Source organism: Sulfitobacter sp. OXR-159, from assembly GCF_034377145.1.
GTDB lineage: Bacteria > Pseudomonadota > Alphaproteobacteria > Rhodobacterales > Rhodobacteraceae > Sulfitobacter.
In genome coordinates, this window is the sequence record NZ_CP139707.1 from 36,810 (window position 1) to 52,781 (window position 15,972).

Annotated in this window: 18 protein-coding genes; 4 read left to right on the plus strand and 14 right to left on the minus strand. The window is 60.9% G+C overall.

Annotation, left to right across the window (positions count from 1 at the left end; all coding sequences use genetic code 11):
* Nucleotides 1–3 precede the first annotated feature (3 nt).
* The 6 genes from infB to pip form a co-directional block, all read right to left on the minus strand.
* Nucleotides 4–2,472 (minus strand): translation initiation factor IF-2, encoded by a 2,469-nt coding sequence (gene infB, locus T8A63_RS00155; RefSeq protein ID WP_093927562.1) that lies wholly within the window; start codon nucleotides 2,470–2,472, stop codon nucleotides 4–6.
* 9 nt (nucleotides 2,473–2,481) lie between these two features.
* Nucleotides 2,482–3,102 carry an RNA-binding protein gene (locus tag T8A63_RS00160; protein WP_322344641.1) on the minus strand — a complete coding sequence of 207 codons (621 nt, stop codon included), beginning with the start codon at nucleotides 3,100–3,102 and terminating at the stop codon, nucleotides 2,482–2,484.
* A 20-nt stretch (nucleotides 3,103–3,122) separates the two neighbouring features.
* Nucleotides 3,123–4,751, minus strand: a complete 1,629-nt coding sequence (gene nusA, locus T8A63_RS00165; protein ID WP_322344642.1) for a transcription termination factor NusA — start codon at nucleotides 4,749–4,751, stop codon at nucleotides 3,123–3,125.
* On the minus strand, nucleotides 4,751–5,329 hold the full coding sequence (gene rimP / locus T8A63_RS00170; RefSeq protein WP_067941897.1) for a ribosome maturation factor RimP: 579 nt from the start codon (nucleotides 5,327–5,329) through the stop codon (nucleotides 4,751–4,753). Before rimP ends, nusA begins: the two co-directional genes overlap by 1 nt.
* Nucleotides 5,330–5,480: 151 nt before the next feature.
* A complete protein-coding gene (locus T8A63_RS00175) occupies nucleotides 5,481–6,344 on the minus strand; it encodes an ABC transporter substrate-binding protein (RefSeq protein ID WP_322344643.1) in 864 nt (287 codons plus the stop codon).
* On the minus strand, nucleotides 6,341–7,312 hold the full coding sequence (gene pip / locus T8A63_RS00180; protein ID WP_067941901.1) for a prolyl aminopeptidase: 972 nt from the start codon (nucleotides 7,310–7,312) through the stop codon (nucleotides 6,341–6,343). The genes T8A63_RS00175 and pip overlap by 4 nt, the downstream gene beginning before the upstream one ends.
* A gap of 50 nt (nucleotides 7,313–7,362) precedes the next feature.
* Here pip and ubiG point away from each other — a divergent pair, with 50 nt between their 5' ends.
* Nucleotides 7,363–8,121: a bifunctional 2-polyprenyl-6-hydroxyphenol methylase/3-demethylubiquinol 3-O-methyltransferase UbiG gene (gene ubiG / locus T8A63_RS00185; RefSeq protein WP_322344644.1), complete on the plus strand. Its 759-nt coding sequence runs from the start codon at nucleotides 7,363–7,365 to the stop codon at nucleotides 8,119–8,121.
* Here ubiG and T8A63_RS00190 read toward each other — a convergent pair.
* The 4 genes from T8A63_RS00190 to T8A63_RS00205 are packed head-to-tail and all read right to left on the minus strand — an operon-like array spanning nucleotide 8,096 to nucleotide 10,404.
* On the minus strand, nucleotides 8,096–8,536 hold the full coding sequence (locus T8A63_RS00190; RefSeq protein ID WP_067627893.1) for a MarR family winged helix-turn-helix transcriptional regulator: 441 nt from the start codon (nucleotides 8,534–8,536) through the stop codon (nucleotides 8,096–8,098). The genes ubiG and T8A63_RS00190 overlap by 26 nt on opposite strands.
* A gap of 11 nt (nucleotides 8,537–8,547) precedes the next feature.
* Nucleotides 8,548–9,378, minus strand: a complete 831-nt coding sequence (locus T8A63_RS00195; protein WP_322344645.1) for a carbon-nitrogen hydrolase family protein — start codon at nucleotides 9,376–9,378, stop codon at nucleotides 8,548–8,550.
* The gene (gene grxC, locus T8A63_RS00200) at nucleotides 9,375–9,635 is read right to left on the minus strand and encodes a glutaredoxin 3 (RefSeq protein ID WP_322344646.1); all 261 of its coding nucleotides are present in this window, start codon (nucleotides 9,633–9,635) and stop codon (nucleotides 9,375–9,377) included. Before grxC ends, T8A63_RS00195 begins: the two co-directional genes overlap by 4 nt.
* A gap of 37 nt (nucleotides 9,636–9,672) precedes the next feature.
* Entirely contained in the window at nucleotides 9,673–10,404 is a 732-nt protein-coding gene (locus T8A63_RS00205) for a ComF family protein (protein ID WP_120349777.1), read from the minus strand.
* Nucleotides 10,405–10,418: 14 nt separating this feature from the next.
* On the opposite strand from T8A63_RS00205, the gene T8A63_RS00210 reads away from it, so the two are divergent.
* Both T8A63_RS00210 and hemH read left to right on the plus strand, forming a co-directional pair.
* Entirely contained in the window at nucleotides 10,419–11,237 is an 819-nt protein-coding gene (locus T8A63_RS00210) for an SAM-dependent methyltransferase (protein WP_322344647.1), read from the plus strand.
* A gap of 51 nt (nucleotides 11,238–11,288) precedes the next feature.
* Nucleotides 11,289–12,362, plus strand: coding sequence for a ferrochelatase (hemH, locus tag T8A63_RS00215; RefSeq protein ID WP_322344648.1), 1,074 nt, complete (start codon nucleotides 11,289–11,291; stop codon nucleotides 12,360–12,362).
* A gap of 104 nt (nucleotides 12,363–12,466) precedes the next feature.
* Here the strand turns inward: hemH and T8A63_RS00220 are convergent, their stop codons facing one another.
* Nucleotides 12,467–12,649 (minus strand): hypothetical protein, encoded by a 183-nt coding sequence (locus T8A63_RS00220; RefSeq protein ID WP_040700758.1) that lies wholly within the window; start codon nucleotides 12,647–12,649, stop codon nucleotides 12,467–12,469.
* A 141-nt stretch (nucleotides 12,650–12,790) separates the two neighbouring features.
* Nucleotides 12,791–13,402, minus strand: coding sequence for a L,D-transpeptidase (locus tag T8A63_RS00225; protein WP_067939852.1), 612 nt, complete (start codon nucleotides 13,400–13,402; stop codon nucleotides 12,791–12,793).
* 167 nt (nucleotides 13,403–13,569) lie between these two features.
* Between T8A63_RS00225 and T8A63_RS00230 the strand changes: the two genes are divergently transcribed.
* Nucleotides 13,570–14,067, plus strand: a complete 498-nt coding sequence (locus T8A63_RS00230; protein WP_067627909.1) for a CAP domain-containing protein — start codon at nucleotides 13,570–13,572, stop codon at nucleotides 14,065–14,067.
* 67 nt (nucleotides 14,068–14,134) lie between these two features.
* Here T8A63_RS00230 and T8A63_RS00235 read toward each other — a convergent pair whose 3' ends face one another.
* Nucleotides 14,135–14,632, minus strand: a complete 498-nt coding sequence (locus T8A63_RS00235; protein ID WP_322344649.1) for a L,D-transpeptidase family protein — start codon at nucleotides 14,630–14,632, stop codon at nucleotides 14,135–14,137.
* A 113-nt stretch (nucleotides 14,633–14,745) separates the two neighbouring features.
* On the minus strand, nucleotides 14,746–15,969 hold the full coding sequence (locus T8A63_RS00240) for a class I SAM-dependent RNA methyltransferase (protein ID WP_322344650.1): 1,224 nt from the start codon (nucleotides 15,967–15,969) through the stop codon (nucleotides 14,746–14,748).
* Between the last annotated feature and the right edge of the window lie 3 nt (nucleotides 15,970–15,972).

A 15,972-nucleotide genomic window follows, 5' to 3' on the forward strand; every position in this document is an offset into this window, starting at 1 on the left:
GGCTTAGGCCAATGTGCGGGTCACTTCTTCGCGCTCGAAAATCTCGATCACATCGTCGGGACGAATGTCATCGTAGTTCTCGAATGCCATGCCGCATTCCTGACCGGACTGAACCTCGGGCACTTCGTCTTTGAAGCGCTTGAGCGTTTTCAGCGTGCCTTCGTGGATCACGACGTTGTCGCGCAGCAGACGCACACCGGCGCTGCGGCGGGCGACGCCCTCGGTGACCAGACAGCCTGCGACTTTGCCCACACCGGTGACCTTGAAGACTTCTTTGATGTTGGCATAGCCAATGAAGTTCTCTTTGATCTCGGCACTCAGCAGGCCGCTCGCAGCCGCTTTCACGTCATCCACAAGGTCATAGATGACCGAGTAGTAGCGGATTTCGACGCCCTTCTGGTTCGCAGTGTTCCGCGCCGAAGCATTGGCACGCACGTTGAAGCCCATGATCGGTGCGCCCGAAGCTTCGGCCAGACCGACATCCGTCTCGGTGATCGCGCCCACACCGGAGTGCAGAACCCGAACGCGGACTTCGTCGTTGCCGATTTTCTCCATCGCTTGAACGATCGCTTCGGCAGAACCCTGCACGTCGGCTTTGACCAAGATCGGCAGCTCGCTGACGTCTTCGTTCGCCTTGGCATTGGCCATAAGCTGTTCCAGCGTCGTCGCAGCTCCAGCAGCGGCACGTTTGTCCTTAGCTGCATTGGCGCGGTATTCAGCGATTTCGCGAGCCTGCGCTTCAGTTTCAGTGACGTTCAGAACGTCACCGGCTTCTGGCGTGCCGTTGATGCCAAGCACCTCAACTGGGACCGAAGGACCTGCTTCTTTGACGCGCTCGCCTTGGTCGTTGATCAGCGCACGAACCTTACCGTACTGCTCACCCACAACAAAGATATCACCCTGACGCAGCGTGCCGTTCTGAACCAGAACAGTCGCAACAGGGCCGCGGCCCACATCAAGCTGCGCTTCGATCACCGCACCAACAGCGGCCCGGTCTGGGTTCGCCTTCAGTTCGAGGATCTCGGACTGCAATGCAATCGCTTCGAGCAGTTCATCCAGACCTTGGCCCGTTGCGGCCGAGACTTCGACATCCTGCACATCACCGGACATCTTCTCGACGATGACTTCGTGCTGAAGCAGATCGGTACGGACTTTGTCGGGATTTGCGGCGGGTTTGTCGATCTTGTTGATTGCCACGATCATCGGCACTTTGGCCGCTTTCGCGTGGGCAATCGCCTCGATCGTTTGCGGCATCACGGCGTCATCCGCCGCGACCACCAGAACCACGATATCCGTTACCTGAGCCCCGCGCGAACGCATGGAGGTAAAGGCCGCGTGGCCGGGGGTGTCGAGGAAGGACAGAACCGCGCCATTGTCGGTCGTGACCTGATAGGCACCGATGTGCTGGGTGATCCCGCCGGCTTCGCCAGCAACCACTTTCGCATTACGGATCGCGTCGAGCAGCGATGTTTTACCGTGGTCAACGTGGCCCATGATCGTGATCACAGGTGGACGACCTTGCAGGTCTTCGGGCTTGTCTACGATCTCTTTGATGACATCTTCGACATCAGAGTCGCTGACGCGCACAACCTTGTGGCCAAACTCTTCGATGATGAGTTCAGCGGTATCCGCGTCGATGGTTTCATTCTGCGTGACCATCATGCCGTTCTGCATCAGCGCTTTTACAACAGCGCCGGTCTTTTCGGCCATACGGTTGGCAAGCTCGGATACAACAATTGCCGGGGGCAGATTGACGTTGCGCACGATCTTCTCGCGCTCAACCTGACCACCCATGGCTTTTTGACGCGCACGCTCTTGCTTGCGCTTCATCTGCGCCATGGAACGCTGACGGCCACCTTCACCACCGTTGAGGGCTTGGTTCACTGTCAGCTTACCAGAACGGCGGCTGTCGCCACCCTTGCTACGCTTCTTGGTTTCGTCGCGGTCACGCTCTGTGGTTTTACGCGGCGTTGCGGCGGGCATGGGTTTGTTGCCCGGCTCACGCGCGGCGGCAGGTTCTGGCGCGGGAGCAGCAGCAGCCGCTTCGGCCTCTGCTTTGCGGCGCGCGTCTTCCTCGGCTTTCGCCTTGAGGCTTTCCTCGCGCTCACGCTCTTCGCGTTCTTTGGCTTCAATCTCGGCCCGGCGGCGCTCACGCTCTTCGGCGCGGGCCTTTTCCTCGGCCTCGCGTGCTGCGGCTTCCTCAACCTCACGGGCTTTGGCAGCCTGAACAGCTTTCAGACGACGCTCCATCTCGGCATCGGTGATGCCTGCGGGGCGCTTCTTGGGATCCCCAATCGGCCCGGCGCCCGGCCCGGTTGGTTTCTGGCCACCCGGCTTGGGCACCACAACACGCTTGCGCTTGGTTTCGACCACAACGTTTTTGGTACGCCCGTGGCTAAAGCTTTGCTTTACATTCCCCGGACGTGCGCCACCGCGCAGACCCAATGTTTTCTTGCCGTCACTATCGCTCATGAAGCTCGTCTATCCTTTCGGATGGCCGTTGCCACCCTCGTTTACGCGCACGCCTTTAAGTCGTCCGGCTTCCTCTACAACACGTTGCGTGAGTCCGCCAGAGGCGAGCGCCCCATGTATCACAGTTTGGCGACCGAATGCCAAACCCAATTCATCGGCTGTCAACCAACCGATGTAGTGACCGTAATGAGGGGTGCTCAGCTTGGACTTACCGCGCCCTGACCCGTCTACGGCCTGTATCAATACTTCGGCCTCTTCGGTTTGCAACCAACCTTTGACCTTTTCGTAGCCGGCGACCGCCTTGCCTGCCTTGCGCTGGAGCGAGATCAAGTCCACCACCCGGCGCGCCAATTGTTGTTCGACTTCGTCGATCAACCCGTCTGGCAGCGTGACCGGCTGTTTCGCCGACCGAGCAAAGGCCTTTTTCCTTACCGCAAGTTCCAGCGCGGCACGGTCCGCCGAGACATAAATGCCCCGGCCCGGCAGTTTACCCAAAATATCTGGGTAAACCTGATTGTCCGGGCCGATCACAAAGCGGATCAACCCGTGTTTTGGCTGCACGTCGCCCGTGGCGATGCACTTGCGTTCCGCACCGTCTGAACGGTCATTCGAGGCGCCACCGCGTCCCATGTGCAACCCCCGAGGCCCGCTTAGGCCTCGGCCTCCTCGGCGGTTTCGCCGTCTGTTTCTACGCCGTCCTCGTCCGCATCGGCTTCAAGCTCGGTCGGATCGACCCAGCCCAGCATGACACGGGCGGTCATGATCATAGCCTGCGCATCTTCAAGGCTGACCTCAAAGGGCTCAAGCGCGCCATCGTCCTTAACACGCTCGCCGTTGACCGTGGTCCAGCCGCCAGCCAGTTCCCAATCGGCACAGGTGGCGAAATCCTCCAAGGTCTTCACGTCGTCCTTGGCCAGCGCTTCTATCATTTGGGGGGTCAGACCCTCGAATTCAACCAGGCTGTCTTCGACACCGAGCGCACGGGCGTTATCAAGCGCGGCTTTGTTCTGCGCTTCGAGCACGTCGCGGGCACGGGCCTGCAACTCGCCAGCGGTGTCTTCGTCCACACCGTCGATGACCAGCAGTTCGTCGACTTCGACGTAGGCCACTTCTTCGAGGTTGGTGAAACCTTCAGAAACCAGCAATTGGGCAAAGAATTCGTCGAGATCGAGGTTGTCCATGAACAGCTTGGTGCGCAGTTCAAACTCGGCCTGACGGCGCTGGCTTTCCTGCTCTTCGGTCATGATGTCGATGTCGAGACCGGTCAACTGGCTGGCCAGACGCACGTTCTGACCACGACGGCCAATCGCAAGCGACAACTGCTCTTCGGGCACGACGACTTCGATCTTGCCGGCTTCTTCGTCCAGAACCACTTTCGACACTTCCGCAGGCTGCAGCGCGTTCACAAGGAAGGTCGGCTGGTCTTCGTTCCACGGAATGATGTCGATCTTCTCGCCCTGAAGCTCGTTCACGACGGCCTGCACGCGGCTGCCGCGCATACCAACACAAGCACCAACAGGGTCGATAGAGCCATCATGCGAAATCACAGCGATCTTGGCGCGCGAACCGGGGTCACGGGCGACGGCCTTAATCTCAATGATGCCGTCATAGATTTCCGGCACTTCCATCTTGAACAGCTCGGCCATGAACTCAGGCGCGGTACGGCTCAGGAAAATCTGTGGGCCACGCTGCTCGCGACGCACGTCTTTGATGTAGACGCGGATACGGTCGTTCGGGCGATAGCTTTCGCGGCCGATCTTTTCGTTCCGACGCAGGATCGCTTCGCCAGCGCCCACATCGACGATGACATTGCCGTACTCTTCGCGCTTGACCAGACCGTTGATGATGGTACCGGCGCGGTCTTTGAATTCTTCGAACTGGCGGTCACGCTCTGCTTCGCGGACCTTCTGCAAAATCACCTGCTTGGCCGACTGCGCCGCGATGCGGCCCATCTCAACCGGGGGGACTTCTTCGACGTAGGTATCGCCCACCTTGGGGTCGGCCATGTATTGCTTGGCCTGATCGACGGTGAACTCAGCCTGATAGTTCTCAAGCTCTTCGTCCTCGACCACGGTGCGAACGCGGGTGAAGGTCGCTTTGCCGGTCTTGCGGTCGATATCGACCCGGATGTCCATCTCGGCGCCGTAGCGGGACTTGGCGGCACGGGCGAGGGATTCTTCCATCGCTTCGACGACCAGACCGGGGTCGATCATCTTTTCGCGCGCCACCGCCTCGGCGGTTTGCAACAGCTCAAGCTGGTTTGCAGATGTAATGGCCATTAGGTGTCTCCCTCAGCAGACTCTTCAGTCTCGATATCATCAAATTCGTTTTCGTCGATTGCGCCGGACGCTTTGCGCTGGCGGAGCATTTCTTTGATCAGGTCGTCGGTCAGGACCAGCTTCGCGTCGCTGAGCCAGTCGAACTGGAGGCCGATGGTACCTTCTTCGACGTTGATCAGCACTTCGCCACCCTCGACGCCTGCCAACTCGCCCTTAAAGCGGCGGCGGCCATCGATCAGTTCGGTGGTCTCAATCTTGGCCTCATAGCCCTCGAAAGCGTCGAAATCCTTAAGCCGCGTCAGCGGGCGGTCGATGCCGGGGCTGGAAACCTCAAGCGCGTATTCGTCAAGGATCGGGTCTTCGACATCCAAGACCGCACCGATGGCCTGCGAAATCTTGGCGCATTCGTCCACTTCGATCCCGCCAGCAGGCCGGTCGGCCATGACTTGCAGGATAGTAGACTTGCCCGACATCAGGCGGACGCGCACCAGTTCAAAGCCCATGTCCTCGATCACCGGGGTGATGATCTCGGCCAGACGGCGGTCAATGGCAGCTTTGGCAATCAGGTCATTCGACATGAGACATCCAATTTAATCTGGCAGTTTCGTTCAGGCATAAAAAAACGGGCGCGCGGCCCGTGTTCAAGATCGGTGGAGCCTTCGGTTTGGACCCGAAAGCGCCGCTGTTGAAAGGGGATATAGGCCGGAAAGCCTGAAACTGCAACCCCTCTCAGCCGAACCACCACCGCTCGGGCGCGCGCAGGTTGTCCATCGGCGCTTGGCGTCCGGGGTTCGGCGGTTGGCGCAGATCGTCCGACAGGACGCTGACCCCGCCGGCGCTATCGGCCTGAAGTGTCACATCACCCCGCTCGCGATAGCGGGGCCGTGCGGGTAAATCCGCTGCATCCACAAGCCCTTCGCTCAATGCCTGCGCGCGCACCTCCCGTGCGGGGATCGAGACAAGCTCGACCGTATCGAACCAACCGGCGGTGCCGTCTTTGTAATGGCTCTCCACCCGCTCGGCTAAAACCTGACGCCCGGCGGAAAAGCGCCGCAGACGGTAAAGCCCGGTGCCGATCCCGGCCTCGGGGGCATGGGCGGGGCGGATCACATAGCGCGATTGCGCCAGCAGCAGCGGCAGGTCGGGATTCGCAGCGGCCAATGTGACCTGCACCTTCAGGTCATCTTGCACCGCGACCTCAGCCTCGGTCAGGACGGATTGCAGACTGGCCACAACGTCGCGGGCGGTCAGCGGGCTGCCGTCGTGAAAGCGCACATCGGGGCGCAGATCGAATTGCCACTGCCGCGCGCCGTCGCTGGTTTGCCAGCCAGTCGCCAATTCACCCTTGAGGATGCCATTGCCGGTGACTTCGGTCAGCGTGTCAAAAATCAGCCCCTGCCGCGCGACCTGCATGAACAACCCGTCGCCTTTGACCCAAGTGTCGTCACGCGTGGCACCCGAAAGCGCCAGCCGCAGACGGCCACCGCGCCGGGGTGGCTCTCCGGCGCTGGCACCTGTCGCGGCCAGCAAAGCCGCAGCCGCACCTGTGGTGAAAAGCGCCCGGCGATCCAGTAGAGAGTTGCGCCCGCTCATCGCTGACCAATCCTATCCATGGTCCGCACCAGTTCTGCACTGATCCCCGGCTCCGACAGGGCGTGACCCGCGTTGCGGATCATCCGCAGATCGGCATTGGGCCAGCGTTCGGCCAGCGCATAGGCCCCCGAAGGCGGGCAGATCATGTCGTAACGCCCCTGCACGATCACCCCCGGAATATGTGCGATGCGGCCCATATGTTCGAGGATCTGACCGTCGAACTCCAGAAAGCCGTTATTGGTGAAATAATGGTTCTCCAACCGTGAAAAGGCCCGCGCATAGGCCGATGGCCCGCCATGAGAGACGCCATCGGAATGCACCGAGGCCAGCGCGTTCTCCCAAGCCGCCCATGCGCGGCCATAGTCCTGCTCGACCCGCAGATCACCCGAGAACAGCCGCCGATGATAGGCCGCGATCAGATCGTCACGCTCATCTTCGGGGATCAGGTTCACGAACCGCGCCCAAAGCTCGGGCCAGAACCGCCCGGCCCCGCCGCCGTAGAACCAATCAAGCTCGGCCTGCGTCATCAGGAACACGCCGCGCAGGATCAGATGACGCACGGCCTCCGGATGCGCTTGGGCATAGATCAGCGCCAGTGTCGCGCCCCAAGAGCCGCCAAAAACCATCCATTTGTCGATGCCGAGTGTGCTGCGAATCAGCTCGATATCCGCCACCAAATGCCATGTCGTGTTGTCCGTGACCGACGCATGCGGGGTGGAGCGCCCGCAACCACGCTGATCGAACAGCACCACGCGGTAAATCTTTGGATCAAAATAACGCCGCATCGCCGGGCTACAACCGCCGCCGGGGCCGCCATGGAGCACGACAACGGGGATACCATCGGGATTGCCGCATTGCTCGACATAGACCTGATGCCCCTGCCCCACAGACAACATCCGCTGGTCGAAAGGCTCAACCGGCGGATAAAGATGCGCTGCGTCGCGTTTTTGGTCGGGATACTTGTCCATTGCCGCCCTATATATAGTCATTGAACCCAAAAGAGCACAGGGAGATCAGAATGCAAGCGGATCAATCAACCATCGACCCCGCCGAGATCGCCAAATTCGAAGCGATGGCCGCTGAATGGTGGGATCTGAACGGCAAGTTCAAGCCGCTGCACATGCTGAACCCCTGCCGGTTGGATTACATCACCAGCCAAATCGCGGGCGAGTTTGACCGTGATCTAACTGTCGACGCGCCGTTTAAGGGTCTGCGCATTCTCGACATTGGGTGCGGCGGTGGGCTGCTCTCGGAACCGATGGCGCGGCTGGGGGCCGAGGTGGTCGGCGCGGATGCGGCGGCGGGCAATATCCCCGTCGCGCAAATCCACGCGCAGCAGTCGGGGCTGGAGATTGATTACCGCCACACCACCGCCGAAGCGATGGCCGAGGCGGGTGAGAAATTCGATGTGGTGCTGAATATGGAGGTCGTTGAACACGTTGCCTCCCCCATCGACTACCTGATCGCCTGCCGCCGCCTTCTGAAACCCGGCGGGCTGCACATCTGTTCGACCCTGAACCGAAATCCAAAGTCCTTTATGATGGCGATTGTGGGCGCAGAGCATGTGATGCGCTGGCTGCCCAAGGGCACGCATGACTGGAACAAGTTCATCACGCCGGATGAACTTTTTGACCTGCTGAACCGCGCCGGATTGGAGCCTGTGGATCGCAAGGGTTTCGTCTTCAACCCCGTCGCATGGTCTTGGCGTCTGTCGGATCGGGATCTGAGCGTGAACTACGTCACCGCAAGCCTCAACCCTGGCTCAACTGACGCCTGAGCGCGCGCAGGATCGGCAGCGTGGCGCGGACCTGCTCTTCGCCCAGATCATCCACCACGTTCGAGATCATCGGCGTGATCGCGTTCACCGCCGCATCCCGTGCCTGCCGCCCGGCAGGGCTGATCGCGACCATCTTGCGCCGCGCGTCATCCCAATCGGGGCGGATATGGACGTAACCGGCCCATTCCAGCTTGCTCAGCGTGTTGGTCATCGCCCCGCGGGTGACGTTGAAAGTCTCGGCCAATTGCGCGGGCGAGCGTTCGCCGCCATGCCATGAAAGCGAATTCAGCACCGAGAAATGCGAAATCTCCATCCCGCGTGGCAGAACCCGCGTGAGGCGACTGCGCACCTGTTGATCGGCGGCCAGCAATTCACCGAACAGCATGATCGCAAGTGTGTTTTTATCGTCGGTCATTTTCGGTCCGGTCAGGGCGCGGCAAAGGGGCGGCGGTTGGCAAGGCTGGGCACTTTGGCGCGGGCCTTGTCACATTCTTCCATGTCCATGTCACAAAAGTAAACGCCGGGGGCCGTCCCGGCATCCAGCACAACCTCCCCCCAAGGGGCCACGACCAGCGAATGCCCATAGGTATCGCGGGTTTTGTGTCCGGCACTGGCGTGCGTGCCGGTCTGCGCCGGGGCCAACACATAGCAGCCATTCTCAATCGCCCGCGCCCGCAGTAGGCTGTGCCAATGCGCGGCCCCCGTCACCGGAGAGAAGGCCGCAGGCATCGTGAGGATACGCGCCCCCGCCTCTGCAAGCGCTTGATAAAGCGCAGGAAAGCGCATGTCATAGCAAACCGACATGCCGATCTTACCAAAGGGAGTCTCGGCCACCACTGCCTTGTCACCGGGGCGATAGCCTGCGGATTCGCGGTAGGTTTCGGTCGCGCTGATATCCACGTCGAACATATGGATCTTGTCGTAGCGGGCCACGATCTCTCCCTGTGGGGAGATCAGGAAAGATCGGTTGGCAAAGCGCCCGTCGCCGCCCCGCGTCTTGAGCGCGAGTGAGCCGATCAGCAGCCAAATGCCCGCCTTCGCCGCCTCTTCGCGCAGGGCGGCGAGGGTGGCATCGTCTTCCTCATAGGCGAGCACCGCCTGCTGATGGGTCCGGCTGGTGCTGACGCAATTCGTCACCTCGGGCGTCAGGACAAACGCTGCCCCGCCCGCCACCGCCTCGCGCAATAAGGCGCGGGTTTCGATCAGATTGGCGGCGGGATCGTCCGAGACGTTGAGTTGCAGCAGCGCGATTTTCATCTGTCTTGCAGCAGCGCGTCAAGTTTGCCCGCACGGTCCAGCGCATAGAGTTCATCACAGCCGCCCACATGCACGTCCCCGATAAAGATCTGCGGCACGGTGCGGGCCCCGCCAGCGCGTTGGATCATCTCTTGCTTGCGATCTGGCTCCGACAGAACATCGACCTCATCAAAGGCCGCTCCCTTCTGGGTCAGCAGGCGTTTGGCGGAATGACAAAAACCGCAGAGCGGCGACGTATAGATTTCGACAGGTTGCATAGGATCACCCCTTGAACAGTTAACGTTGCACAGTGATCTAGGTCTCTTTGGCCACGCGCGCCAGTGCCAGCACGAAAACTGGCCCGGAACCGGCGGCAAGGCAAGCCTCCGTACAAGCGGTAAGCGTGGCACCGGAGGTAAAAACATCATCCACCAAAATCACCGGTCGCATGATGATACGGTGTCGCCGCCGCGGATGAACTGCGATCGCTTCCTGCAGGACGCTGTACCGTTCCGCCCGACCCAACCCATCCAGCGACGGCGTGTGCCGGACCCGCTGCAACAGATCGGGACACCAACTGCGGCCGGTTTCAGCCGACAGGGCTTTGGCCAGCAAGGCGGATTGGTTGTAGCGCCGTTTCAGCAAACGCCGCCAATGCAGCGGAACCGGCGCGATCAGAGCCGTATCAGGCAAGAGGCCCTGCGCCGCCTGCGCCATCCACCGCGCGCCCGGGCGCGCGATCTCTTGGCGGTCACCGTGTTTCAGCGCCAAGACCAGCCTGCGCCCCATATCGCGATAGAGCAGCGCCGTGCGGCCCTGTGCCCAAGGCCGCGGCGTGGCAAGACAAGCATCACAATGCGGTGAAGCCACATCACCGCCGCCCGGCAGCGGCACGCCACAGGCGTCGCAGACTGTGCCACCGATAAAGCCCGTGTCGCGCCAACAGGTGCCGCAAAGCCCAAAATCTGCATCGACCAAACCGCCGCAGCCCAAACAGCGGGGCGGATAGATCAGTGATACTGCTGTTTGAAGTCCCCGTGGCGGCATTCTATGTGTTCCCCATGACAGCACAGCCCACCCTGACCGACCCCAAGGCCCTCATCCATCGTCGCGCCCGCGCGACGGCGCGGGGAATGTTCCTGCAACAGGCGGCAGCCGAAGAAGTTCAGGATCGGGTGGGATTAGTTAAGAAAGCGTTTACCGCGCCAGCCATCGTGACAGCGTTCCCGCAGGTCTGGGCGGCCTCCTTCCCCAAAGCCGCGATTATCCCCGAAGCCGAAGTGCTGGCGCTGGAACCGCAGGCCCATGATCTGATGATCCACGCCATGGGGCTGCATTGGGCAAATGATCCCATCGGCCAATTGATCCAATGCTGCCGTGCGCTGCGGCCCGATGGGCTGTTGCACGCCGTGGCGCTTGGCGGGCAGACCCTGCATGAGTTGCGGGCCTGTCTTGGCCAAGCCGAAGCCGAAGTGACCGGCGGCCTGTCGCCGCGCATCGCCCCGATGGGGGAACTGCGCGACCTAGGCGCGCTGTTGCAACGCGCCGGACTGGCGCTGCCGGTGGCCGATAGCCAACCGCTGACCGTGGAATACGAAAACGCTTGGGCCCTGATGCGCGACCTGCGCGAGATGGGGGAAACCAACGCCCTACAAGCCCGCCTGCGCCGCCCCACGGGCCGCGCGGTTCTGACCCGCGCGGCAGAGCTTTACGCCACCCACTTCACCGCCGCATCAGGCCGGGTTACCGCGACCTTCGATATGATCTTCCTCGCCGGTTGGGCGCCGGATGAAAGCCAGCAGAAACCCCTGCGCCCCGGATCGGCCCAACAGCGGCTTGCAGATGCGCTGAATAGTCGCGAGGAGCCGCTCCCCGATTGACCCAATCTGCAAAGCGGCTATCTCTGCGCGGATCATATGCGAGGAAACCCCATGCAGGCAGCCCAGCCCCAATCCGCCCAACCAGACTCCGGCCAACCGGAACACGGCCCCAACGACCACCCCAAAGTCCCGCGTCCCAAGGTTGGCGTTCTGCTCGCCAACCTCGGCACGCCGGACGGCTATGACTATTGGTCGATGCGCCGCTACCTAAGCGAGTTCCTCTCGGACCGCCGGGTGATCGACTATAGCCCGTGGAAATGGCAACCTCTGCTTCAAACGGTAATCCTTACCAAACGCCCCTTCACCAGCGGCGCGGCCTATAAGTCGATCTGGAATGAGGCCGAGAACGAAAGCCCGTTGGCGACGATTACGAAGTCACAAACCGCCAAGATCAAGGCGGCGCTGCAGGCGCGTTACGGTGCCGATGTGATGGTCGATTACGCCATGCGCTACGGCAACCCATCGACCCGGTCCAAGGTCGAAGCAATGACCGCTGCAGGGTGCCAGAAGATCCTGTTTTTCCCGCTTTATCCGCAATACGCCGGGGCCACGACCGCAACGGCGAATGACGCTTTCTTTGCCGCGCTGGCCAAAGAGAAATGGCAGCCCGCGTCGCGCACCGTTGCCCCCTATTTCGACCGCCCCGACTATATCGAAGCGTTGGCCCAATCGGTTGAGCGTGCCTATGCCGCGAAGGACAAAAAGCCCGACCTGCTGGTCTGTTCCTACCACGGTCTGCCACAGCGCTATCTGATGGAGGGCGACCCCTATCATTGCCAATGCCAGAAAACGACGCGCCTGCTGAAAGAGCGTCTGGGCTGGCACGACAGCGAGATCATGACGACCTTTCAGTCGCAGTTCGGCCCCGAGGAATGGCTGCAACCCTACACGGTCGAAGAGGTCGCCCGACAGGCCAAGGCGGGCAAGAAAAGCATCGCCGTCTGCGCGCCCGCCTTCTCGGCTGACTGCATCGAAACGCTTGAAGAGATCAACGAAGAGATCAAGGAAAGCTTTGAAGAGGCCGGCGGCGAGGATTTCACCTATATCCCCTGCCTGAACGATGATGCCGCGCATATCGAGGCACTGACCACGATCATCAGTGAAAATCTGGCTGGCTGGGTCTAAGCCCGCCTTGGGGTCGCTGCGGCGGCCCCTTTTTCAAAGCCATACGCAGAATACAAAAAAGGCGCTGCATTGCACCGCCTTTTCCGTTTGATCGTCAGTTCCGATTAGTCGGAAGCAACAGCTGCGGCAACCAGTGCCAGCAGGATCAGGGGAACCAGGATGCCCGCGGACGAACCTGTTGTTTCTTCCACGATGACCGGTGCTTCGACGATCGGCTCGGCCAGCGAACCAGCAAAAGCCGTCGATGCAGCAGCGGACAGAGCAGCGGCGAGAACGAGTTTCTTCATAACATAACCTCCAGAATAGGCGTGCTGTATCATATACATACACGCACCCAAGACTTACCTCGTAATCTCGTTCTAAACAGTATCGGCAAAAGTTTGCAAACCCGGAATCAGCTATTGCATCAAGGAATCAGGGGGATGTCGTCAAATAAGCAACACCTGCGTGCCGACCTTTGTCATGGCAAAAAGTTCGGCGATATGTTCGTTATAGAGCCCAATGCAACCATTGGAAGACTTGCGGCCAATTTTTCTTGTGTCATGGGTTCCGTGGATACGGTAATACGTCCAGCTGAGGTACAGCGCATGGGTGCCCAGCGGGTTATCCGGGCCGGGCCCGACATAGGGCGGCCACTCGGGATTGCGCTTGAGCATGGAAGGCGTAGGACGCCAGCTTGGCCCCTCGACCTTTTTGATGACACGGGTGCGGCCCCGGCGCGTGAGGTCTTCGGTCAGCGGCACCGACGAGGGGTAGAGTTTGTAAACGCTCTGATCCTCGGACCAGTAATGCACCGCCCGGCTGTCGATATCGACCAGCACCGCGCCGTTGCGCGTGTTGCTGAAATAGGGGCGCCAATCCAACATCCGGAAGCTCGAGACATTGCGCTGGACCGATTCAGTCAGATCGCGCTCGGTCTCGGTCGTCGCGGAGGAGTTGAACGAAGAGGTGCTTTGCGCCAGCGCCGGTGTGGCAATCATCGCGGCGCTGCCAGCCAGAAAGCCACGGCGGCTCTTAATCGAAAAACGGTGAGCGGACATGGAGCGTCTCCAAACTGAAATTATGCTAATTAATGCCATATATATGGCTCGAAAGACGCAGTTTCAATTGAAACCAGCCCCATACGGCAGAGTCACGCCTATGTGCGTTTGAACTGCAACGCGCCCCGATGTAAGGCAGAAAAAATTTCATTGCGTGGAGCGCTCATATGATCCGTATCCTGTCCATCCTGCTGGCGCTGACGGTTGCGCTGTCTGCCTGTGCCCCGTCCAGCACGAGTGGCGGCAAAGCCGGCGGTTCCTACCGCATCAGCCGTTCCGACGCGGGTACAATCCAATTCCGCATGCTCGACTCGGTGAATGCGCTGCGCAGCTCGGCCGGGGTCACGCCTTTGGCGCTGGATGCCAAACTGAACGCCGCCGCCGCGACCCACTCGCGGGATATGTCGGTGCAAAACCGTCCATGGCACTTCGGCTCTGACGGGTCGTCGCCGATCGACCGTATCCAGCGCGTTGGCTATACCGGCGGTCTGGTCGGCGAAGTCATCTCGGAAACCTATGAGACCGAGCTTGAGACCCTCGCCGCCTGGATGGAGCAGCCAGACACCCGCCGCATCTTGATGGCCCCCGATGGCCGTCAGATGGGTTTCTCTTGGTATCAGGAAAACGGCGGCAAGATCTGGTGGACACTGGTTGTCGGCAACTGATCTTTCGCTGAACAAGCGGTTTATCCGGCCCCTGCGGGGGCCGGTTTCGTTTTGACCAACCCGGTGATCAGGGTGTGATCAGGATCGGCGTGCCATCGCGCACCATCGCATAGACATCTTCGATCTCTTTGTTGGTGACCGCGATACAGCCCCAAGTCCAATCGGTCTTTTCTTTCTGCCGCGGGTCTTTTTGCCCGTGAATAAAGATATCGCCTCCGGGGCTTTTGCCCATCGAACGTGCATATTCGGTATCCAACTGGTTCGGGTAATCGATACCAATTGAAAGATGGAACCGGCTGTTCGGATTGCGACGGTCGATTCGGTACAGCCCTTCGGGCGTGCGCCCATCCCCCTCAAAGGTCTTGTGACCAACCGGAGCGAAGCCCAGCTTGATCGGATAGTCCTCCAGCACGCGGTTATGATGCAACAACATCATGCGACGTTGGCTTTTGTTCACAACCACATAGGTCACTTCGGGACCATTGTATCGTTTGAATTTACTGTTGCTGCACGCCCCAAGCGCCACCATAGCGGTGCCGCCAAGTATCATTGTCCTGCGCTTCATCACTGTGCCCTCAAAGCCCGGCCATTCCGGCCCTTTTTACCTGAGCTATCACAATGAGGGATTAATTTCATTCAAAAAGAGGTGATGAGCCGAGCCAAATGCAGCCCTTTTGCCTAACCTTCCGGCAGTGTCAGGCAAGCGGAAAGCTCCACATGCGACGACCAGCGAAACTGGTCCACAACCTGCACCCAGTCCAGCCGGTACCCTGCCGCCACCATATTTTGCACATCACGGGCAAAGCTGACCGGGTTGCAAGAAACATAGGCCACGCGCGGCACCCCGGCGCGGATGATCTCGGCCACCTGCGCCTCGGCCCCGGCGCGGGGCGGGTCCAGTACGACGGCGTTGATCTTGGCCAATTCATCCGGCAAGAGCGGACGGCGGAACAGATCGCGTGTCTCAACGGTGAGCGGTTTGGCCCCCTTGGCCCGTCGCCAGCCGCCCTCAAGCGCGGCGATCATCTCGGCATCGCCCTCAACCGCATGAACCCGCGCCTTTTGCGCCAGTGGCAAAGCGAAGGTGCCGCAGCCTGCGAACAGGTCCGCCACGGTCTCGGCCTCCCCCACGGCATCCACGACGGCGTCGCGCAGGGCCGCTTCGCCATGGCGGGTGGCTTGCAAGAACGCGCCCGGCGGGGGCGTGACCGCTGCGCTGCCAAAGTGCTGCGCGGGCGGCGCACGCATCGCGATCACCTCGCCATCCCAAGTCAGCCGTGCCAGCGCCAAAGCCTCACAGGTCTGCGCCAACTGCTGCCGCAGCGGCCCGTCGAGCGGTTTGCCATTGGCGACAGATACGTCCAGCCCCTCTTCTGAAAGCGTCACTGTGACGGCCAATTCGGCTTTCCGGCTGGTGCCGAGCAGCGCCAGCTCCTCTGCAACCTTCAACCCTGGCAAAAGCGCGGGATCGACCAACTGACAGCCTGGCACCTCGATCAACACGTCGGAAGCACGGCCATGGAACCCAGCCATGGCGCCCTTTTTCGTGCGGCGCGCAGCAAAGGTGGCCCGGCGGCGCGATTGCGCAGGGGAGGTTTGGATGGGGCGAAATTCTGTCTCTAACCCATGCGCCGACAGCGCATTGCGGACCACATCGACCTTCCACCCGGCCACGAAATCATCTGCAGCATGCTGCAACTGGCAGCCCCCGCAGGATTTGAAATGGCGGCACGGCGGCGCGACCCGCTGTTCGGACGGCGTAACGATCCGCACGTCGCGCAGCTGTTGGCCCTCAATTTCACCGGTGACGGTTTCCCCCGGCAGGGTCATCGAGGCAAAGATCGGTCCTTCGGCGATGCCGTCGCCGTGGTGGCCAAGGCGCAAGATGTGATGTTCTGTCATAGC